This window comes from Streptomyces sp. NPDC101225 (genome assembly GCF_044767585.1).
Classification (GTDB): Bacteria; Actinomycetota; Actinomycetes; order Streptomycetales; family Streptomycetaceae; genus Streptomyces.
In genome coordinates, this window is sequence record NZ_JBIWOE010000015.1 from 20,388 (window position 1) to 38,103 (window position 17,716).

Consider the following 17,716-nt stretch of genomic DNA (forward strand, 5'->3'; position numbering starts at 1 on the left):
GTGGAGGTCGCGCGGCCCGGGCCCCGGGCGGCCAGCGGTCGGCCTACGTCCTGCGCGACCGTTGACTTCTGACGGTCGGGCGTGGTCGCGGGGAGGTGCGTGCGGAGGTTCTATGGCCGTCATCCCGATGACCCTGCGCGGTGGCGTCCCGCCACGTGTCACGAAGGGGGACACGACCCGTCGTCGTCGGGCCTGTCCAGTTCATACAGATCTCACGTCCGGCTCGATCCTGGCGATGATTGGCTGGGGCGTGTCCCCGATCGTGCACTTGGCGGGACGTCATCATTGGCTGTGAGTGCACGCAGTACCGACCGGGCCAAGGGCATCGAAAGGTCGGATGCGTCCGTGCATGCGCGAGCGTCTTTGCCGATTCGGAGCGAGATCAGCTCTTCGGGCTCGGCGCTCCTGAATCCGAAGGCACGTGGCCCCCTCATCGTGCCGGGTGCCGGGTGCCGGGTGCCGGGCGACGAACGGCAGACGGGCATCGGTACGGCATGAGCTCAGTCCGCGGGCGTTAGGCCAGGGCCGATCCAGGTGCCCTCGACGGGCTGGTTGAGGAGGTACTCGACGCCTTCCGGGTAGTTCTTGAACGCGGGGAGGTCGTATGCCGCGTGGTCTCCCTTATCCGGGGCCGGCAGACGCGGGGCGTCACACAGAGTCTCGAAGGGTGGTCGGGCGGAGTTGGGCAGCACGCCACGGTCGAGGTGGTGTCTGGCCAGGCGGCGGACGAGGTGTTGGGCGAGTTCGGCGCTGTCGGTTGCCCGGTCGAGGAGCAGTGCGAGCCGGTAGGAGGTGACGGTCCCGTGCTCGGTGTCCTGTTGGCACTGGATGACCAGTTCGCAGTCGTTGCGAAAGCTCTGTTTGGGTCTGAAGGCCACGGAGCTGATCCAGGGGTGCCGGATATGGCCGGCGAGCGTCCGGCTTCCGGTGTCCGGCTTGTCGGCGACCAGCACCAGGCGCGCGTCTGTGAGATGGAGGCTCAGGCCGTGCAGACGCCATTCGGTTGTAGAGCTCATACTCAGATCACTGAGGTCGACGTTTTCTCTGGTCCACACCGCCGAGCGGACGGGGACGGGTTCGGACGCCTCACCGTCGTACGAGGTGAGGAGCAGTCGGCCATCCTGGCCGAAGCGGGGATGGAGCCGGTCGGACAGTTCGGCCGCGTCGTGGGTGTGCCAGGACATCATTGCGAACGGCTCGTAGGTCTTGCAGGTCTGCGGCCGGGGGCGGACCGCCGGCTCGGTATGTGCGACAGTCGGCTGCTGCGGCGTCCCCATGGCGTCCCGGGGCTGTCTCTGCGCCGACGGCGGCTCGTGCCGGGGCGTCTGAGGGCGTCGTGCGGTGGAGACGTACTTGGGCCGCTTGACGGCGTTCGGCGCGCCGGGGAGTTCCTGGCCGGGCGCGGCGCCGAGTCCGACGTACGCGTAGGCGAGGAAGGCGAGCGGGAGCGAACCGCTGCCGTTGCGCCAACGCCGCAGTTCCGCGCGCTGGACGGCACGCAGTGCGGAGGCCGGTTCGGTGTGGTGGCGCAGGGCGTCGACGAGTGCGAGGTCGATGCGTGTGGTGAGTTCGGTGTCGGGGATCTGGAAGAGGGTGCAGTAGACGTGCCTGGCACCGCCGTGGATGACCGCCGCTCCCAGGCCGAGCCATTCGGGGACGTCGAGGAGGGACGGGGTGTAACCGCTCTCCGGACGTCCGTAGAGGCCGAGGCTCGCGCAGGCGGCGAGCATGACTCGGTCGGGCACGGAGTAGAGGGGCGCGCCGGATTCGTCGGTGCGGTAGAAGTCGTGCAGGGCGAGTGGCCCGTCGTCGAATTTGAAGCCTGTGCCGCCCGGGTCTTCCTTGTCCGGGCTTTCGACATGACCGGCGAGGTAGAGCACGGTGTCGTCGATGCCGTGGCGTTTGATGAGGTCAGCGAATCCGTTTTTGGTGAGGGGGCGGGGGGCCACTTCGCTGTGCTGGGGGATTCCGGCCATGGCGTGTTCGAGGTCGTGCGTCCTGGGGTCGGGGGACGAGTGGGGAGCGAGGACGGAGAGGACGCGCGATGGTTCGGCGTCGACGCGGTGTTGCGGGTCGCGGCCCTCCTGGACAGTGAGTCGGCGCCGCTGGGCGAGCAAGGCTATCGAGGGGAGATAGGACAGCCGCGCGGAGTCCATGATGTCTCGTCCTGGGGTGACGGGCAGGGCGCAGATCGGTACGAGCGCGAGGGCGCCGGTCGGAGCGAGTGCCAGGGGGAGGGGTGTGGGGGTGGAGGCGGTGAGGGCTTCCCTCAGGACGGTGGGGATCATGGCCGCGCCGAGCCCGTCGAAGATTCGAGTCCACACCTGTCCGGCGGTCAGGTATCCCCTGACCGGGTCGTCGGCGCCGACGGCGGCGAGCGCGCTGCCGGGGATTCTTCGTCGGATCGACCTGGCGCCGGGCACCTTGACGGGCAGGTGGAGAGCCAAGTCCTCAAAGTGTTGGCTCAGTTGTGCGTGTGGTCGTCGCTCGGAGTACCAGGCGCCGGAGGGCGCTCGCACTGCGTGGTAGATCCACTCCCCGGCGCGCGCGTAGCTCCAGTACCAGCCGCCGGGGAACATCAGGTCCAGCTCGCCGTCGAGGTCGACGGCGTTCGACTCGTCGCCGCCGACCCAGGAGGCGTGTTCGACGAGGATCGTGCGGTCGGTCAGCAGCGGGTCGGAGTGACGGGGGGTGGCGCTCTGCTCGCCGTGCGGCGCCCCGCGGGCTCCGGACGGCACGCCGGTGCTGGAAATCAGCGCGTCGAGCACGTCACGCAGCCAGACGCCGGGCTGATCCGACTCGACGGGTACGGACTGGGAGCGGACGATTTCCAGCAGCTCGGCGACGAGCGCCGGGTCGGACTCGGCGAGGTCCAGTGCGAGGGCGTAGACGTGTGCGTGCGTGGCGATCCAGCGCGCGCGCCATCGCGTCGAGGGCAGCTGGTAGCGGACGTGCTGGATGGCGTGAAGGCTTTCGAGTACGTTGCCCAGTGCCTCCTCGCGCATGCCGACAGCGCGCTGGATGTGCGCCAACACCGCATAGGCCTGCGCTTGGAGAAGAGGCATCTTCGACCTGCTGAGCTGCCGCAGCACGTTGTCCATCAACTTTGCTGCATACACATAGCGTTCGTGCTGTCCGTCCTCGTCGACGCGCATCGTGTCCGGGTAGTCGTCGGGGTTCTCGATGATGTCGACGTAGAGGGTCGCCAACAGTAGTACTTCGAGGGCGTGTTCGCCGACCGACGCGGCCAAGTCCGACTTGCCCTGCCTGCGTTCGTACTGGGCTGCCAAATGCTCGACCACGCCAACGGCGTTACCCGCCCCGTGCATCAGCCGCAGCAGGTACAACTCCGTCTTCGAGAGCAGCGTCAGGTTCCCCGCGCGCATCGCCCTGTGACGGGTGCGGCACAGGATCCGCAGGCCGTCGACGCACCGCGCGGTGTCCGCCGGGTCGGCCGTGAGGACTTCGATCATCCGCAGTTCGGCCTCGGCGGCCCAGTAGCGCGATCGCGGCGCGCTCTCCAGGAGTTCCACGGCCTCCCGCCAGCGCACCTCAGCTGCCGCGGGCTGGCCCGCCGCGAGCAGCACATCCCCTGCTTGCAGTGCGCACCAGCCGCGGAGCTCGGGCGGGGAACCGGCTGCGAGGGTCCGGGCCTCTTCGGACATCACCATCGCGGAACGGAATTCCAGACCGGCCAGCTTGGCGAGAGCCTGGCACTGCACGACGACCGGCCGCAGACGGCCAGGCACGCTGTCCGGCGTCTCGCCGATGAAGCAAGCGGTCCGGGCCCGATCGTCGTGCGTCGCCTTGTCGACGGCCAGGGCGACGGAGGCCGCCGCGGAATCCCACAGGGCACACAGGAGGAAACGTCGGCCGAGGAAGCTGACCGGGCTGCCTGAGGACGCTCTGGAGAGCAGATCCACCTCCCGCATCGACAGCATCAGGCGGATCAGGGCGACGAGGGCAGCGGTGGGTACCGCCGCGACCAGGACGGTGGGCTGCTGCCAGGCAGCCCAGCCAAGGACCGAGAAGAGCAGTGCGGCGGCTTGCCACCTGCCCCAGCCCGTCAGAGCCCAGGCGGTGACCGGGAACAAGAGCGCGGCCCACCCGGGCGTGGACAGCGACAGGCATGCTGCCACCACCGACGCCGCCACGACCGACCGGACGACGAGGAGCCGCCACCCAAGGATCCGGTCCTGGACCGTGATCCGGTCACATTCGTGCAGCCCGATGCGTGACCGGTCCGACCGGCCATGGCGCAGGACGAGCCAGGAGGCTGCGAGGTCGGGAAGGATACGCAGCCGGTTGCCGATGCCCACTCCGCGCTGGAACAAGGTGGACAGCGGGAAGGCGGATTCGATGACGACCTCGTCGTCGGGGCTCTGATTGCGCTGAGCCAGCCAGCCGGGCAGCTTCTGAACGGCGTCGGCGCTGAACGGGTCGAAGACCGAGGTGTTCATTCGGGCCGCAGCCTCCTGGTCATCTTCAGCGTGCGGTAGAAGTGCGCGGCGCTGCGGTCCGCCCTGAGGTCGGACCGCACACCGCTCTCCGTCACGGACGGGTCGCCGACGTCCCCCCGGATCTCGAGCAGTGCCAGACGGCCCTCCAGCAGGTCGAGGGCGCGGTACACCAGTGCCAGCCCGACCAGTGGCCAGGGAATGCCCAGGAGTACCGAGACGATGACGAGTGCGACGTCGATCCCCATTCGGACAGCCGCCGAGGTGTTGTGCCGTCGCGCCAGCAGACCGATCAGCCAGAGCGCCGACCAGGAGGTCACCGTCAGCGAGGCCCAGATCAGCGTGAACAGGACAACGAAGATGCTGAGTTGCTCCCCGCCCAAGACCCGTACGTGCAACCGGAGGAGGTGAGACTGGACAGGTGAGGCGACATGGGTCGCACTGCTCATCTGTGAACGCATGCTGATGTTCCGCCCCTTCAGGGGCCCGACCGCGCGGTGCGGGGCCTCGAAGTGGTACGGCACCGGCCGGTCGCTTCGCCTTCGCGAAAGGATCGGTCCGCGATGGCCTGCCTGCCGGTCGTCGGCGGCGATCCCCTGGCGCACCATCATGGCGTGCGACACGACCACCCGTTCCGTCAGCCCTATCGAGCGTACGAACTTCCGCATCTCCTTGTCGTCGGCACCTGCCTCCAGGCAGGCCAGCAGCAGATGCGCGGTGTCGGCGGTCTCGTCACCGGTCCTCGTCGTCCAGTACGCCAGCCGGGAGAGCGCGCCGGCGGCGGCCGGGGCGAAGGGAAGGTTCCGTGTCCGCGCATCGCGTGCGGCGGCGGCATCGGCCACCGCTCGATACGCCTCGTCGGTGATGAAGTGGTGCGCGCCCGTGGCCCTCACCACCAGCCAGGAGCGAGTGGCCGACGTGCTGTCGTACGCCGCCGAGGTGAACAGGTGGATGAGTTCCACCGGGCCTCCTTCGTCGTAGGCCAGCGCCTGGGCGACCTCGATACATCTGCGCAGGGCGGGCGTCCGCGGTGCGGCGGGCAGGGCCGCGCCGGCGCTCTCTCCCTTGGTGGTGTGGATCATGTGGGCACCGGCCCGCTCTCAGATGTCGGAGTCGTCGTGGCGCTGGTCGGTGGCGCCGGGGGCCGTCGGTGGCGTCGCCGCCGGCGGCGCGGTAGTCAGTGGCGTCGCAGGTCAAGGGCGCGTTCGTTGGTGGGTCCGTCGGTGTCGTCCCGTGCGAGGTCGGCCCAGGTGACGCGGGCCATCTCCGTCTCGTTCTGCTCATCCGGGTCGCCGGTTTCACAGTCAGCGCCCTGTGAGTCGTCGTCACCGCTGACACCGTCATCGTCATCGTCGGAACGGAAGACCAACTCGTACTGGCCCAGCAGCCTTTTGCGTAGCTGTACGGCGTTGAACAATGGTGTGGCGCCCGTCGGAGCCAGTACGTCCGCCGCGATCCCGAGCCTGTTGGTGACCTGGCACTTCGCCGTGGCATCGGCGACCGGCAACAAGCCGGTCAGGCCGCCGGTGCTGACCTGGAGGTCCAGTTGAGCGCCGCGATGCTCGGCAACGAGAACGGCGGTAGGTCCGGTACGCACCACTTCAGTGACGACGACGTACTTCAGACGCCAGGTCCCGTCCTCGTGCGCCGTGCGCAGTGCGGCCTCGAGCGCGGGGAGATTGCCGATGGTTTCCAGCACGCAACCCGAGGCCTGAAAGAGAGTGGCACCGCTACGGGCGAAGCTTATGGACAGGTGGCTTACCGCGTCGGACGTGGAGGCACCCGGCCGGGCATCGGAGGTCACCGCGACGTAGTCCGTGGAGGAGTAATTGAGGTCGGAGATCGGGCTGTCCGCTTCCCTGGTGAACGGGATGCCAAGCTCGGAGAGGGTGGTCAACTTCCTGAATCTGTGTCGCGCGACGAGGCCCACGTCGCCGACGGCCAGACGGGTCGAAGGCAGCCAGCAGGCGAGGTACTCGTACTTCGTGTGCATTTCACGCGTGTACAGCTCAGGGATGGACGTCATGCTTCGCCTCTCGTGCTCCGCCGTTTCCAGGACGCGGCGAAATTACGTCTGCGCAACCAACGAGTGTGCCTCGCCAGGTGGTTGGGAGATCGCCTATCAGGCTACTGCGCTCAGTGCACTCTTTACGTCGTATGCGCGGAATACTGGAGGCACTCCCATGTTTGTCGTGTCCCAGTCGCGATTCATCGGATGATCTTTCTGAATTCGATCTTTCGCCGAGGCGGACTGGTGGAGCGTGCTGGCCCGGCTGTAGCGCGGGCAGGAGTGTCACGGTGTGTGCCTTCCGCTGTTGTGAGTCCTCGACAACCAGCTGACGCAGGGGCCGAGCTGGTCGGAGCCCCCAAAAAAATCCTTCACTCTCGTCCATGCGGGGGCGCCGCTGTGTCGCTGCGGGCACCACCACGCGTCAGCGCCGCCAGGAGCCACGATGTTCGCCAGCAAGGCCCGTAGTGGCAAAGCGCTCGAGACGGGACAGCGCGACGCTGGATGAATGTCTACTCGCCCTATCGCGCCGGGACGGCTGCACCGACGTCCGGCCGAGCCGCACGGATCGCCGCGACCAACGCGTACAGGTGCGGATCGAACACGGGCCGATACTTCGTGCGCGGCGACTGCATCGACACGAACCGCACTTGTGGGTCCCCAACGGGGACGTGGGACCCCACCGTCACCGCCGCTCCTCGGACGTTGCGAGGCCACTTCGACGACAACTCTCCGTGAAGGATGACGGATACTCAGACATCTCTGACGTGCCGTCAACCATTCAAGATCGTCTTGCACGTGTGTTGCACAAGGTGCTGAAAAACAACAGTGATCAATGGAGGGTCGTGAAGGTGAGTATCCGCAGGTCAGCCAGCGTGTTGAGGTGTCGTGCCCCTTGCCTCCAAGGGACACGACACCGGGCCGGTCAGATGTCGCGGAAGATCTCGATCTGCGCCCCCACGGAGTTCAGGCGCTCGGCGAGTTCCTCGTAGCCGCGGTTGATGACGTACACGTTGCGCAGCACGGACGTGCCGTCGGCCGCCATCATCGCCAGCAGGACGACCACGGCGGGCCGCAGCGCCGGCGGGCACATCATCTCGGCGGCGCGCCAGCGGGTCGGGCCCTCCACCAGGACCCGGTGCGGGTCGAGGAGCTGGAGGCGGCCGCCGAGGCGGTTGAGGTCCGTCAGGTAGATGGCCCGGTTGTCGTAGACCCAGTCGTGGATCAGCGTCTGGCCCTGTGCGACGGCGGCGATGGCCGCGAAGAACGGGACGTTGTCGATGTTCAGGCCCGGGAAGGGCATGGGGTGGATCTTGTCGATCGGCGCCTCGAGCTTGGAGGGGCGGACCGTCAGGTCGATCAGCCGGGTCCGGCCGTTGTCCGCGTAGTACTCCGGCGAGCGGTCGTGGTCGAGCCCCATCTCCTCCAGGACCGCCAGCTCGATCTCCAGGAACTCGATGGGCACCCGGCGCACCGTCAGCTCCGACTCCGTCACCACGGCGGCGGCGAGCAGGCTCATCGCCTCGACCGGGTCCTCGGAGGGGGAGTAGTCCACGTCGACGTCGATGTCCGGCACGCCGTGCACGGTGAGCGTCGTGGTGCCGATGCCCTCGACCCGGACGCCGAGCGTCTCCAGGAAGAAGCACAGGTCCTGGACCATGTAGTTGGACGAGGCGTTGCGGATGACGGTGACACCGTCGGAACGGGCCGCGGCGAGCAGCGCGTTCTCGGTGACGGTGTCGCCGCGCTCGGTCAGCACGATCGGCCGGTCGGGCCGGATCGCCTGGTCGACCTGGGCGTGGTACTGCCCCTCGGTGGCGGTGATGTCCAGCCCGAACCGGCGCAGCGCGATCATGTGCGGCTCGATGGTCCGCGTGCCCAGGTCGCAGCCGCCCGCGTACGGCAGCTTGAAGCGGTCCATGCGGTGCAGGAGCGGGCCGAAGAACATGATGATGGACCGGGTGCGCACGGCGGCGTCGCCGTCGATCGCCGCCATGTTCAGCTCCGCGGGCGGCACGATCTCCAGGTCCACGCCGTCGTTGACCCAGCGCGTGCGCACGCCGATGGAGTTGAGCACCTCCAGCAGGCGGTACACCTCCTCGATCCGCGCCACCCGGCGCAGCACCGTGCGCCCCTTGTTGAGCAGGGACGCGCACAGCAGCGCGACGCACGCGTTCTTGCTCGTCTTGACGTCGATGGCGCCGGAGAGCCGGCGGCCGCCGACCACGCGCAGATGCATCGGGCCCGCGTAGCCGAGCGAGACGATTTCGCTGTCCAGGGCCTCACCGATGCGAGCGATCATCTCAAGGCTGATGTTCTGGTTGCCGCGCTCGATGCGGTTGACGGCGCTCTGGCTGGTGCCGAGTGCCTCCGCCAGTTGGGCCTGCGTCCAGCCGCGGTGTTGCCGGGCGTCACGGATGAGCCTGCCGATGCGTACGAGGTAGTCGTCTGCCATGAGGCTGAGGTTATCTCAGATATGAGATGGGGCCCGTTGGGGGGTCCGTTCGGGTGACGGCCCGTCAACGCCGCTTCGCGGTACGGGTGCGCCTCCATCCGAAAGGTCCGGGCAAATCCATCGATGTCGTACGACGTCCGGTGCTGCTGCGGGTGTGCCGCGGGCCGTGGCCGCCGCCGGTGGTGAGGGACCAGGAGCGCCGGTTGATGTTCAGCCGTACCCCGGGCAGGATCCGGAAGCTCTTGCGGAACGTGAGCGGCATGACCGCCTCCTTCGCTGTCGGAACTGATGGCCGCTCAGGTCGGATACCCCGTGTGCGCGTACTGATGGGTGCGGGGAGGGGCGGCGTGCCACCGGATCGCGGCATGCCGGGGCCGGTCCGGACATGACCAGCCGACGGGCATGTACTAGAGTTATCTCGACATCGAGATATCTGCCCAGGAGCACCGCAGTCGCCAGCTTGGTAAGGGTTACCTAACTTAGCCTTACCTTAGCGGATCGGCCCAGTTGCCGTGGCGGCAGGATCGTGGTGAGTACGCGCACATCAATGAAGGAGACTGTCGTGTCGGCGAACAGCTTCGACGCCCGCAGCACGCTGCAGGTGGGCGACGAGTCGTACGAGATCTTCCGGCTGGACAAGGTGGAAGGCTCGGCTCGCCTTCCGTACAGCCTCAAGGTCCTGCTGGAGAACCTGCTCCGCACCGAGGACGGCGCGAACATCACCGCCGACCACATCCGTGCCCTCGGCGGCTGGGACTCGCAGGCCCAGCCCAGCCAGGAGATCCAGTTCACGCCGGCCCGCGTGATCATGCAGGACTTCACCGGCGTGCCCTGCGTCGTGGACCTCGCCACCATGCGTGAGGCCGTCAAGGAGCTCGGCGGCGACGCGGAGAAGATCAACCCGCTCGCCCCGGCCGAGCTGGTCATCGACCACTCCGTCATCGCCGACAAGTTCGGCACCCACGACGCCTTCCAGCAGAACGTGGAGCTGGAGTACGGCCGCAACAAGGAGCGCTACCAGTTCCTGCGCTGGGGCCAGACCGCCTTCGACGAGTTCAAGGTCGTCCCGCCCGGCACCGGCATCGTCCACCAGGTCAACATCGAGAAGCTGGCCCGCGTCGTCATGGTCCGCGACGGCAAGGCCTACCCCGACACCCTGGTCGGCACCGACTCGCACACCACGATGGTCAACGGCCTGGGCGTCCTGGGCTGGGGCGTCGGCGGCATCGAGGCCGAGGCCGCGATGCTCGGCCAGCCGGTCTCGATGCTCATCCCGCGCGTCGTCGGCTTCAAGCTCACGGGTGAGCTCAAGGCCGGCACCACCGCCACCGACCTGGTGCTCACCATCACCGAGATGCTGCGCAAGCACGGCGTCGTCGGCAAGTTCGTCGAGTTCTACGGCGAGGGCGTCGCGGCCACCAGCCTCGCCAACCGCGCCACCATCGGCAACATGTCGCCCGAGTTCGGCTCCACCGCCGCGATCTTCCCGATCGACGACGAGACCCTGAACTACCTGCGCCTGACCGGCCGCAGCGACCAGCAGGTCGCGCTCGTCGAGGCGTACGCCAAGGAGCAGGGCCTCTGGCTGGACCCGAAGGCCGAGCCGGACTTCTCCGAGAAGCTGGAGCTCGACCTGTCGACGGTCGTGCCCTCCATCGCCGGCCCGAAGCGCCCGCAGGACCGCATCGTCCTCGCCGACGCCGCCGAGCAGTTCAAGAGCGACGTGCGCAACTACGTCGCCACCGCCGACGAGGCGGGCGAGGAGTCCTTCCCGGCGTCCGACGCCCCGGCCACCGCGAACGGCGTGCCCAGCAACCCGGTCCAGGTCACCGCCCCCGACGGCTCGACCTACACGATCGACCACGGCGCGGTCACCGTCGCGGCCATCACCTCCTGCACCAACACCTCGAACCCGTACGTGATGGTCGCCGCCGCGCTCGTCGCGAAGAAGGCCGTGGAGAAGGGCCTGACCCGCAAGCCGTGGGTCAAGACCACCCTCGCCCCGGGCTCCAAGGTCGTCACCGACTACTTCGACAAGGCGGGCCTGACGCCCTACCTGGACAAGGTCGGCTTCAACCTGGTCGGCTACGGCTGCACCACCTGCATCGGCAACTCCGGCCCGCTGCCGGAGGAGGTCTCCAAGGCCGTCAACGACCACGACCTCGCGGTGACGTCGGTCCTCTCCGGCAACCGCAACTTCGAGGGCCGGATCAACCCCGACGTCAAGATGAACTACCTGGCCTCCCCGCCGCTGGTCGTGGCGTACGCCATCGCGGGCTCCATGAAGGTGGACATCACCCGTGAGGCCCTCGGCACCGACACCGACGGCAACCCGGTCCACCTGAAGGACATCTGGCCCTCAGAGGCCGAGGTCAACGACGTCGTGGCGAACGCCATCGGCGAGGACATGTTCAACAAGTCCTACCAGGACGTCTTCGCGGGCGACGCCCAGTGGCAGGCGCTGCCGATCCCGACCGGCAACACCTTCGAGTGGGACGCCGAGTCGACCTACGTCCGCAAGCCCCCGTACTTCGAGGGCATGGGCACGGAGCCGGAGCCGGTCTCCGACATCTCCGGCGCCCGCGTCCTGGCCAAGCTGGGCGACTCGGTCACCACCGACCACATCTCCCCGGCCGGCGCCATCAAGGCCGACACCCCGGCCGGCACCTACCTCACGGAGCACGGCGTCGAGCGCCGCGACTTCAACAGCTACGGCTCGCGCCGCGGCAACCACGAGGTCATGATCCGCGGCACCTTCGCCAACATCCGCCTGCGCAACCAGATCGCGCCGGGCACCGAGGGCGGCTACACCCGCGACTTCACCGTCGAGGGCGCGCCCGTCTCCTTCATCTACGACGCCTCGCGCCACTACATCGAGCAGGGCATCCCGCTGGTCGTCCTGGCCGGCAAGGAGTACGGCTCCGGTTCGTCCCGCGACTGGGCGGCCAAGGGCACCGCGCTCCTGGGCGTCAAGGCCGTCATCGCCGAGTCCTACGAGCGCATCCACCGCTCCAACCTCATCGGCATGGGCGTCCTGCCGCTGCAGTTCCCGGAGGGCCGCTCCGCCGAGTCCCTCGGGCTGACCGGCGAGGAGACCTTCTCCTTCACCGGCGTCGAGGAGCTCAACGACGGCACCACGCCGCGCACGGTCAAGGTCACCACCGACACCGGCGTGGAGTTCGACGCGGTCGTCCGGATCGACACCCCCGGCGAGGCCGACTACTACCGCAACGGCGGCATCATGCAGTACGTGCTGCGCAACCTGATCCGCAAGTAGGCCGCGCCGCACGGCAGTCGAAGGCCGCGTTCCCGGTTCGCCGGGGACGCGGCCTTCGCCGTCTCCGTGCCGGGACGCCCCAGGTCATCACCCACCCTCAGGTGGAACACAGCCTTCCCCCAGCGGACCGGGACAGGATCGAGACATGTCAGGCATCTCCGCGTCACCCGGGCGCTCGAACGGACCGGCAGGTCACGGCGGATGACCGCCCGCCCGCACCGACGCCCCCTGCGCACCCGCCTGGTGCTGGGCACCGGCGCCGTGCTCGTCGTCCTGTGCGCCGCGCTGGCGTTCGCCGGCACGGTCGTCCAGCGCGCCTTCCTCGTCGGCGACCTGGACGACCGGGTCACCGCCGCCGCGGAGCACGGCCTGGAGGGCGCCGGGCGCCGGCCGGACAGCGGGACGGACCTGTCCTTCCTGAGCGGGAGCGGGCACCCGGCGGGTCTCCTCGCCGGCCGGGTCGCCGACGACGGCACGGTCACCGCCGCGGCGGTCGTCCGCGAGGACACCCCGCCGCGGCGGCTGACCACGGCCCAGCGCACGGCCCTGCACGGCACGACGGCGGACGGGACGCGGCACACGGTCACCGTCCCGGGCCTGGGCACCTACCGGGTCACCGCGCTCGACTCGGACGGGACCCGCGTCCTCGCCGGGCTGCCGATGGACGGCGTACGGCGCCTGACCGGCCGGCTGGCCGAGGCCGAGGCGGTGCTGGCCGCGGCGGGCCTGGCGGCCGCGGCCGGCGTCTGCGCGGTGGTCGTACGGCGCCAGCTGCGCCCCCTGGACCGGGTCGCGGCCACCGCCGCGGAGGTCTCCCGGGCCCCGCTGGACCGCGGCGCGGCCGCCGGCCTCACCCGTGTCGCCGCCCGGGACACCGACCCCGCCACCGAGACCGGCCGCGTCGGCGCCGCGCTCAACCTGATGATCGACCACATCGAGACCTCCCTCGCCGAACGACGCCGCGGCGAGGAGCGCATGCGCCGCAGCGAGGAACGCATGCGCCGCTTCCTCTCCGACGCGAGCCACGAGCTGCGCACCCCGCTCGCCTCGATCGCCGGCTACGCGGAGCTGATGAACAACGGCACGGGCCGCGTCGAACCGGTCCTCGCCTGGCGCCGCATGGCGACGGAGTCGGCCCGTCTGACGGCCCTGGTGGAGGACCTGCTGCTACTGGCCCGGCTGGACGCGGGACGCCCCCTGGAGTCCGCCGAGGTCGACCTCGCGGCGGTGGTGGCGGAGGCGGTGTGGGACGCGCGGGCGGCGGGCGACGGCCATGAGTGGCGGCTCGCGCTGCCGCTGGACGAGGCGCCGGCGCTGGTCGTGGGCGACGAGGCGCGGCTTCGCCAGGTGGTGGCCAACCTCTTGGCGAACGCCCGCGCGCACACGCCTGCCGGCACGACCGCGGTGGCGGCGGTGGAGGCCGCCGGGGGACGGGTCGTGGTCCGGGTGCGGGACGACGGGCCCGGGATTCCCGGGGAGCTGCTGCCGAGCGTGTTCGAGCGGTTCACCCGGGCCGACGCCTCCCGGGCCCGGGAGGCGGGCAGTGAGGGCGGCTCCGGGCTCGGGCTGGCGATCGCCGCCGCGATCGTCGCAGCGCACGGAGGGCGGATCGGCGTCCGCAGTGCGCCGGGGCGCACCGAGTTCACCGTCGAACTGCCGTCGGCGCACGACAGGCCGCACCTGCCGCATGCGGGCACGGCGGCAACGACGCCCGGGGCCTCGATTCCCTGGTGCGGCTCTCGACGAGCCGTTTGAGCGCCGTCCAGCCCGGTTGCCCGTGCTCGCGGGCGAGCGCCGGCGGTGCGCGCCGGACCCGGCGCGCGGTTCCGCTCAGGGCGGACCCGGTGGGAAATGACGGGCCACCGGGTCCGCGAGCCGGTCAGGCCGGGGGAGTACCTGTTCCGGATGGTGCCGGCTTGGGCGACGCTGCGATGCGACAACGTTGTCTGATGATCCGCCATCAACTTTACCCCTCCAACAGACAACGATGTCAAGCCAGTTGGCCCGCCGAGCCCGTCCGGGCGGCCGCCCCGCGAGCCGCGCGTCCGGAGGCCCTCTTCCGTGGTAGGCGTGGCGCACGCTACTGTCCCTGCGGCTTGTGCGACCTGTGGTGCGCGACCCGTCCCGAGGAGGAGGGGCCGCCCCATGCGTTTCCGTCCTACGTCCCTGCTGCTGGCCGCGCTCCTCGCGGCCGGCGGCGCCACCCCCGCCCTGGCGGCGACGACCGCAGCAGCACCGGATCTGGTCAAGGACCCGGCCACGTACGTCGATCCGCTCATCGGCACCCGGAACGGCGGCAACGTCTTCCCGGGCGCCGTCACGCCGTTCGGCATGCTCTCCTGGAGCCCGGAGAACACCAGAGGCGACGCGACCAGAACCGCCGCGCCCGGTGGTTACCAGTACGACGCCACCCGCGTCCGGGGCTTCAGCCTCACCCACATGTCCGGCACCGGCTGCGCGGGCGGCAGCGGGGACATCCCGTTCTTCCCGTACGCGGGCGAGGTGACCTCCTCGCCCGCGAGCGACACCAAGGACGCCGTGTACGCGTCCGGCTTCAGCCACTCCGACGAGACGGCGGAGCCCGGCCACTACAAGGTGGGTCTCGCGTCCGGGGTCACCGCCGACCTCACGGCGACGCCCCGGACGGGCTCGGGCCGCTTCACCTTCCCGTCGGACAAGCCCGCCTCCCTGCTCATCCGCACCGCCAACTCGGAGCTGGGCTCGACCGATTCGTCGGTGCGCATCGACCCGGCGACCCGCACCGTGTCCGGCTCCGTCACCTCCGGCGACTTCTGCGGCTATCTGGACCCCGAAGGCCAACGCCCCTACTACACCCTCTACTTCACCGCCCGCTTCGACCACGCCTTCAAGGCGACCGGCACCTGGCAGGACGACCGGCTCAGTCCCGGGTCGCGGGAGGCGTCCGGCGGCACCGGCGGCTTCTCCTCCGGCGGGCGGCCCGTCGCCGGCAAGGGCGCCGGCGGCTACGTCGAGTTCGAGCCCGGCTCGGGCCCGGTGAACGTCAAGGTCGGCATCTCCTACGTCAGCCGGGCCGGCGCCGCCGCCAACCTCGCGGCCGAGAACCCGCCGCACCGCTCCTTCGCCGCGGTGCGGGACGCCGCCCACCGCGCCTGGCGCGAACGCCTGGGCGCCATCCGGGTCGGCGGCGGCACGGACGCCGAGCGCACCACCTTCTACACGGCGCTGTACCACGCCATGATGCACCCCAACGTCATCAGTGACGTCGACGGCCGGTACAGCGGCAGCGACGGCAAGGTGCACAGGGTCGCGCGCGGCCACCGGGCGCAGTACGGCACGTTCTCCGGCTGGGACGTCTACCGCGACCAGGTGCAGCTGCTGACGCTGCTCAGCCCGCGCACGGGCTCCGACGTCGCGCAGTCGCTGTACGAGCTCGCCCGGCAGAACGGCGGCGTCTGGGACCGCTGGCTGCACGGCGCGAGCGGCACGCACGTCATGAACGGCGATCCCTCGCCCACCGCCCTGGCCGGCATCCGCGCCTTCGGCGGCACCGACTTCGACCTGCGCGGCGCGCTGGACTCGCTCGTCAAGGCGGCGACCGTCCCCACCGAGCAGGACCTGTCGTCCTCCGGGAAGCCGGTGCTCTCCGTCGGCCAGCGCCCCTCCCTCGACACGTACCTGAAGCTGCACTACATGCCGTCCGTGTCGAACGCCTGGGGCGGCGCCGCCGAGACGCTGGAGATGTCGGGCGCCGACTTCTCCCTCTCCCAGCTGGCCGCCGCGGCGGGACGTGAGCACACGGCCGCCGCCTTCGCCGAGCGCGCCCAGTGGTGGCAGAACAACTTCAACATCGCGGCAGACCCGAGCGGCGGCTACATCGCCAACCGCAAGGCCGACGGCAGCTGGGTCACCGGGTTCACCCCGTCGACCGGCAACGGCTTCGTCGAGGGCACCGCGGCCCAGTACACCTGGATGGTGCAGCACGACCCGGCCGGCCTGTTCGCCGCGATGGGCGGCAAGGACAAGGCGCTCGCGCGGCTCGACGCCTTCTTCCACGGCAGCGACGGCGGCTGGGTCTTCACCGGCGGCGGCGGGGACAAGTCCGAGCTGGACAACGAACCGTCCATCAACGTGCCCTACCTGTACGACTACGCGGGCGCCCCCTACCGGACGCAGGAGACCGTCCGGGCGGCGATGAGGCAGCTCTGGTCGACACAGCCGGAGGGCATCCCGGGCAACGACGACCTCGGCGCGATGTCGTCCTGGTACGTCTTCTCCGCGCTCGGCATGTATCCGCAGGTGCCCTCGCGCGCCGAACTCACCCTCGCCTCACCGCTGTTCCCGCGCATCGAGATCAGCAGGCCGCACGGCAACAGCATCTCCATCCGCGCCGACGGCGCCGCCGCGGACGCACCGTACATCCAGTCCCTCAGGGTCAACGGCCGCACCACCGAACGCCCCTGGCTCTCGTCCGCGCTCGTGCGCGACGGCGGCAGGCTCGACTACACGCTCTCCGCCACCCCGGACAAGGAGTGGGGGAGCGACCCGTCCGACGCGCCGCCGTCCTTCCGGCGGGGTGAGCAGCCGTACCAGATCGGTGTCGGTCCGACCGCGGCGACGATCGCGCCGGGCGAGAGCGCGAAGGTCGGCATCCGCGCCCTGTCGATGACCGGCGGCAGCGGGCCCGAGGTGCGGTTCGAGGTCGAGGTGCCCGACGGGGTCACCGCGACCCCGGCCGCAGGAACCGTCGTCGGCGGCTCGCAGGAGATCACCCTGTCCGCCGCCGGGGACGTCCGGCAGGGCTTCTACGACGCCAAGGTCACGGTGACCTCGGGCGGCACCTCCTACCAGCAGCCGGTGGCCCTGACGGTGGCCGCTCCCGGCACGCTCCTGGCCGCCTACGACAACACCGGGGTCTCGGACGACGAGGGCGAGCACGACGAGGCCGACTTCGACGGCGGCGGCTGGAGCTACTCCCGCCAGGCCCTCGCCGCGGCCGGTGTCACGCCCGGCGGCCACGGCACGGTCGACGGACTGGCCTTCACCTGGCCGAACTCGCCGTCCGCCCGCCCGGACAACGCCTCGGCCGCCGGGCAGAGCATCGCACTCGCCGAACCGGCCGCCACGTTGTCGTTCGTCGGCAGCGCCGTCAACGGCAACCAGGCGGCCCGGGCCACCGTCACCTACGCCGACGGCAGCTCCGACGCGATCGACCTCTCCTTCACCGACTGGACCGTCGGCGGAGGCGGCGGGAGCGTGCAGTACGGGAACGAGGTCGTCGCGAGGACCGCGTACCGCAACGTCGCGGGCGCGGACAAGGACCCGGTGGCCACGTACGTCTTCGCCACCAAGCCGTTCGCGGCGCCGGCGGGGAAGACCATCGTGAAGGTGAAGCTGCCGCAGAACGCGGATCTGCACGTGTTCACCCTCGCGACCGGCTGACACGCCGGGCGGCACCGTGCCGCGCGGACCGGCGCGGACCCCGGAGGGGAGGTCCGCGCCGGTCCTGCGAGGGGAGGTCCGGTGCCCGCGCCGGGCGG

General features: G+C 70.1%; 8 protein-coding genes. 3 read left to right on the forward strand and 5 right to left on the reverse strand.

Annotation, left to right across the window (positions count from 1 at the left end; all coding sequences use genetic code 11):
* Positions 1–500: 500 nt before the first annotated feature.
* The 5 genes from ACIRPX_RS21710 to ACIRPX_RS21730 all read right to left on the reverse strand — a co-directional run bounded on the left by ACIRPX_RS21710 (position 501) and on the right by ACIRPX_RS21730 (position 9,182).
* Complete coding sequence (locus ACIRPX_RS21710) at positions 501–4,460, reverse strand: CHAT domain-containing protein (RefSeq protein ID WP_404196915.1); 3,960 nt, start codon at positions 4,458–4,460, stop codon at positions 501–503.
* A complete protein-coding gene (locus ACIRPX_RS21715; protein ID WP_404196918.1) occupies positions 4,457–5,539 on the reverse strand; it encodes a hypothetical protein in 1,083 nt (360 codons plus the stop codon). Before ACIRPX_RS21715 ends, ACIRPX_RS21710 begins: the two co-directional genes overlap by 4 nt.
* A 95-nt stretch (positions 5,540–5,634) precedes the next feature.
* The gene (locus ACIRPX_RS21720) at positions 5,635–6,483 is read right to left on the reverse strand and encodes a hypothetical protein (RefSeq protein WP_404196920.1); all 849 of its coding nucleotides are present in this window, start codon (positions 6,481–6,483) and stop codon (positions 5,635–5,637) included.
* A 907-nt stretch (positions 6,484–7,390) separates the two neighbouring features.
* Positions 7,391–8,920 carry a helix-turn-helix domain-containing protein gene (locus ACIRPX_RS21725; RefSeq protein ID WP_404196923.1) on the reverse strand — a complete coding sequence of 510 codons (1,530 nt, stop codon included), beginning with the start codon at positions 8,918–8,920 and terminating at the stop codon, positions 7,391–7,393.
* A gap of 64 nt (positions 8,921–8,984) precedes the next feature.
* On the reverse strand, positions 8,985–9,182 hold the full coding sequence (locus ACIRPX_RS21730; RefSeq protein WP_404196926.1) for a DUF4236 domain-containing protein: 198 nt from the start codon (positions 9,180–9,182) through the stop codon (positions 8,985–8,987).
* Between the two features lie 300 nt (positions 9,183–9,482).
* On the opposite strand from ACIRPX_RS21730, the gene acnA reads away from it, so the two are divergent.
* The 3 genes from acnA (at position 9,483) to ACIRPX_RS21745 (ending at position 17,618) form a co-directional block, all read left to right on the forward strand.
* The gene (gene acnA / locus ACIRPX_RS21735; protein ID WP_404196929.1) at positions 9,483–12,197 is read left to right on the forward strand and encodes an aconitate hydratase AcnA; all 2,715 of its coding nucleotides are present in this window, start codon (positions 9,483–9,485) and stop codon (positions 12,195–12,197) included.
* Positions 12,198–12,398: 201 nt separating this feature from the next.
* Positions 12,399–13,952 carry an ATP-binding protein gene (locus ACIRPX_RS21740; RefSeq protein ID WP_404196932.1) on the forward strand — a complete coding sequence of 518 codons (1,554 nt, stop codon included), beginning with the start codon at positions 12,399–12,401 and terminating at the stop codon, positions 13,950–13,952.
* A gap of 390 nt (positions 13,953–14,342) precedes the next feature.
* Positions 14,343–17,618: a GH92 family glycosyl hydrolase gene (locus ACIRPX_RS21745; RefSeq protein ID WP_404196935.1), complete on the forward strand. Its 3,276-nt coding sequence runs from the start codon at positions 14,343–14,345 to the stop codon at positions 17,616–17,618.
* Positions 17,619–17,716: the final 98 nt, after the last annotated feature.

What these genes read in the sequence shown, in the direction of transcription:
- ACIRPX_RS21710 (WP_404196915.1), bottom strand. Translation starts at nt 4,460, where the DNA reads ATGAACACCTCGGTCTTCGACCCGTTCAGCGCCGACGCCGTTCAGAAG.
- ACIRPX_RS21715 (WP_404196918.1), bottom strand. Translation starts at nt 5,539, where the DNA reads ATGATCCACACCACCAAGGGAGAGAGCGCCGGCGCGGCCCTGCCCGCC.
- ACIRPX_RS21740 (WP_404196932.1), top strand. Translation starts at nt 12,399, where the DNA reads ATGACCGCCCGCCCGCACCGACGCCCCCTGCGCACCCGCCTGGTGCTG.
- ACIRPX_RS21720 (WP_404196920.1), bottom strand. Translation starts at nt 6,483, where the DNA reads ATGACGTCCATCCCTGAGCTGTACACGCGTGAAATGCACACGAAGTAC.
- ACIRPX_RS21745 (WP_404196935.1), top strand. Translation starts at nt 14,343, where the DNA reads ATGCGTTTCCGTCCTACGTCCCTGCTGCTGGCCGCGCTCCTCGCGGCC.
- ACIRPX_RS21725 (WP_404196923.1), bottom strand. Translation starts at nt 8,920, where the DNA reads ATGGCAGACGACTACCTCGTACGCATCGGCAGGCTCATCCGTGACGCC.
- ACIRPX_RS21730 (WP_404196926.1), bottom strand. Translation starts at nt 9,182, where the DNA reads ATGCCGCTCACGTTCCGCAAGAGCTTCCGGATCCTGCCCGGGGTACGG.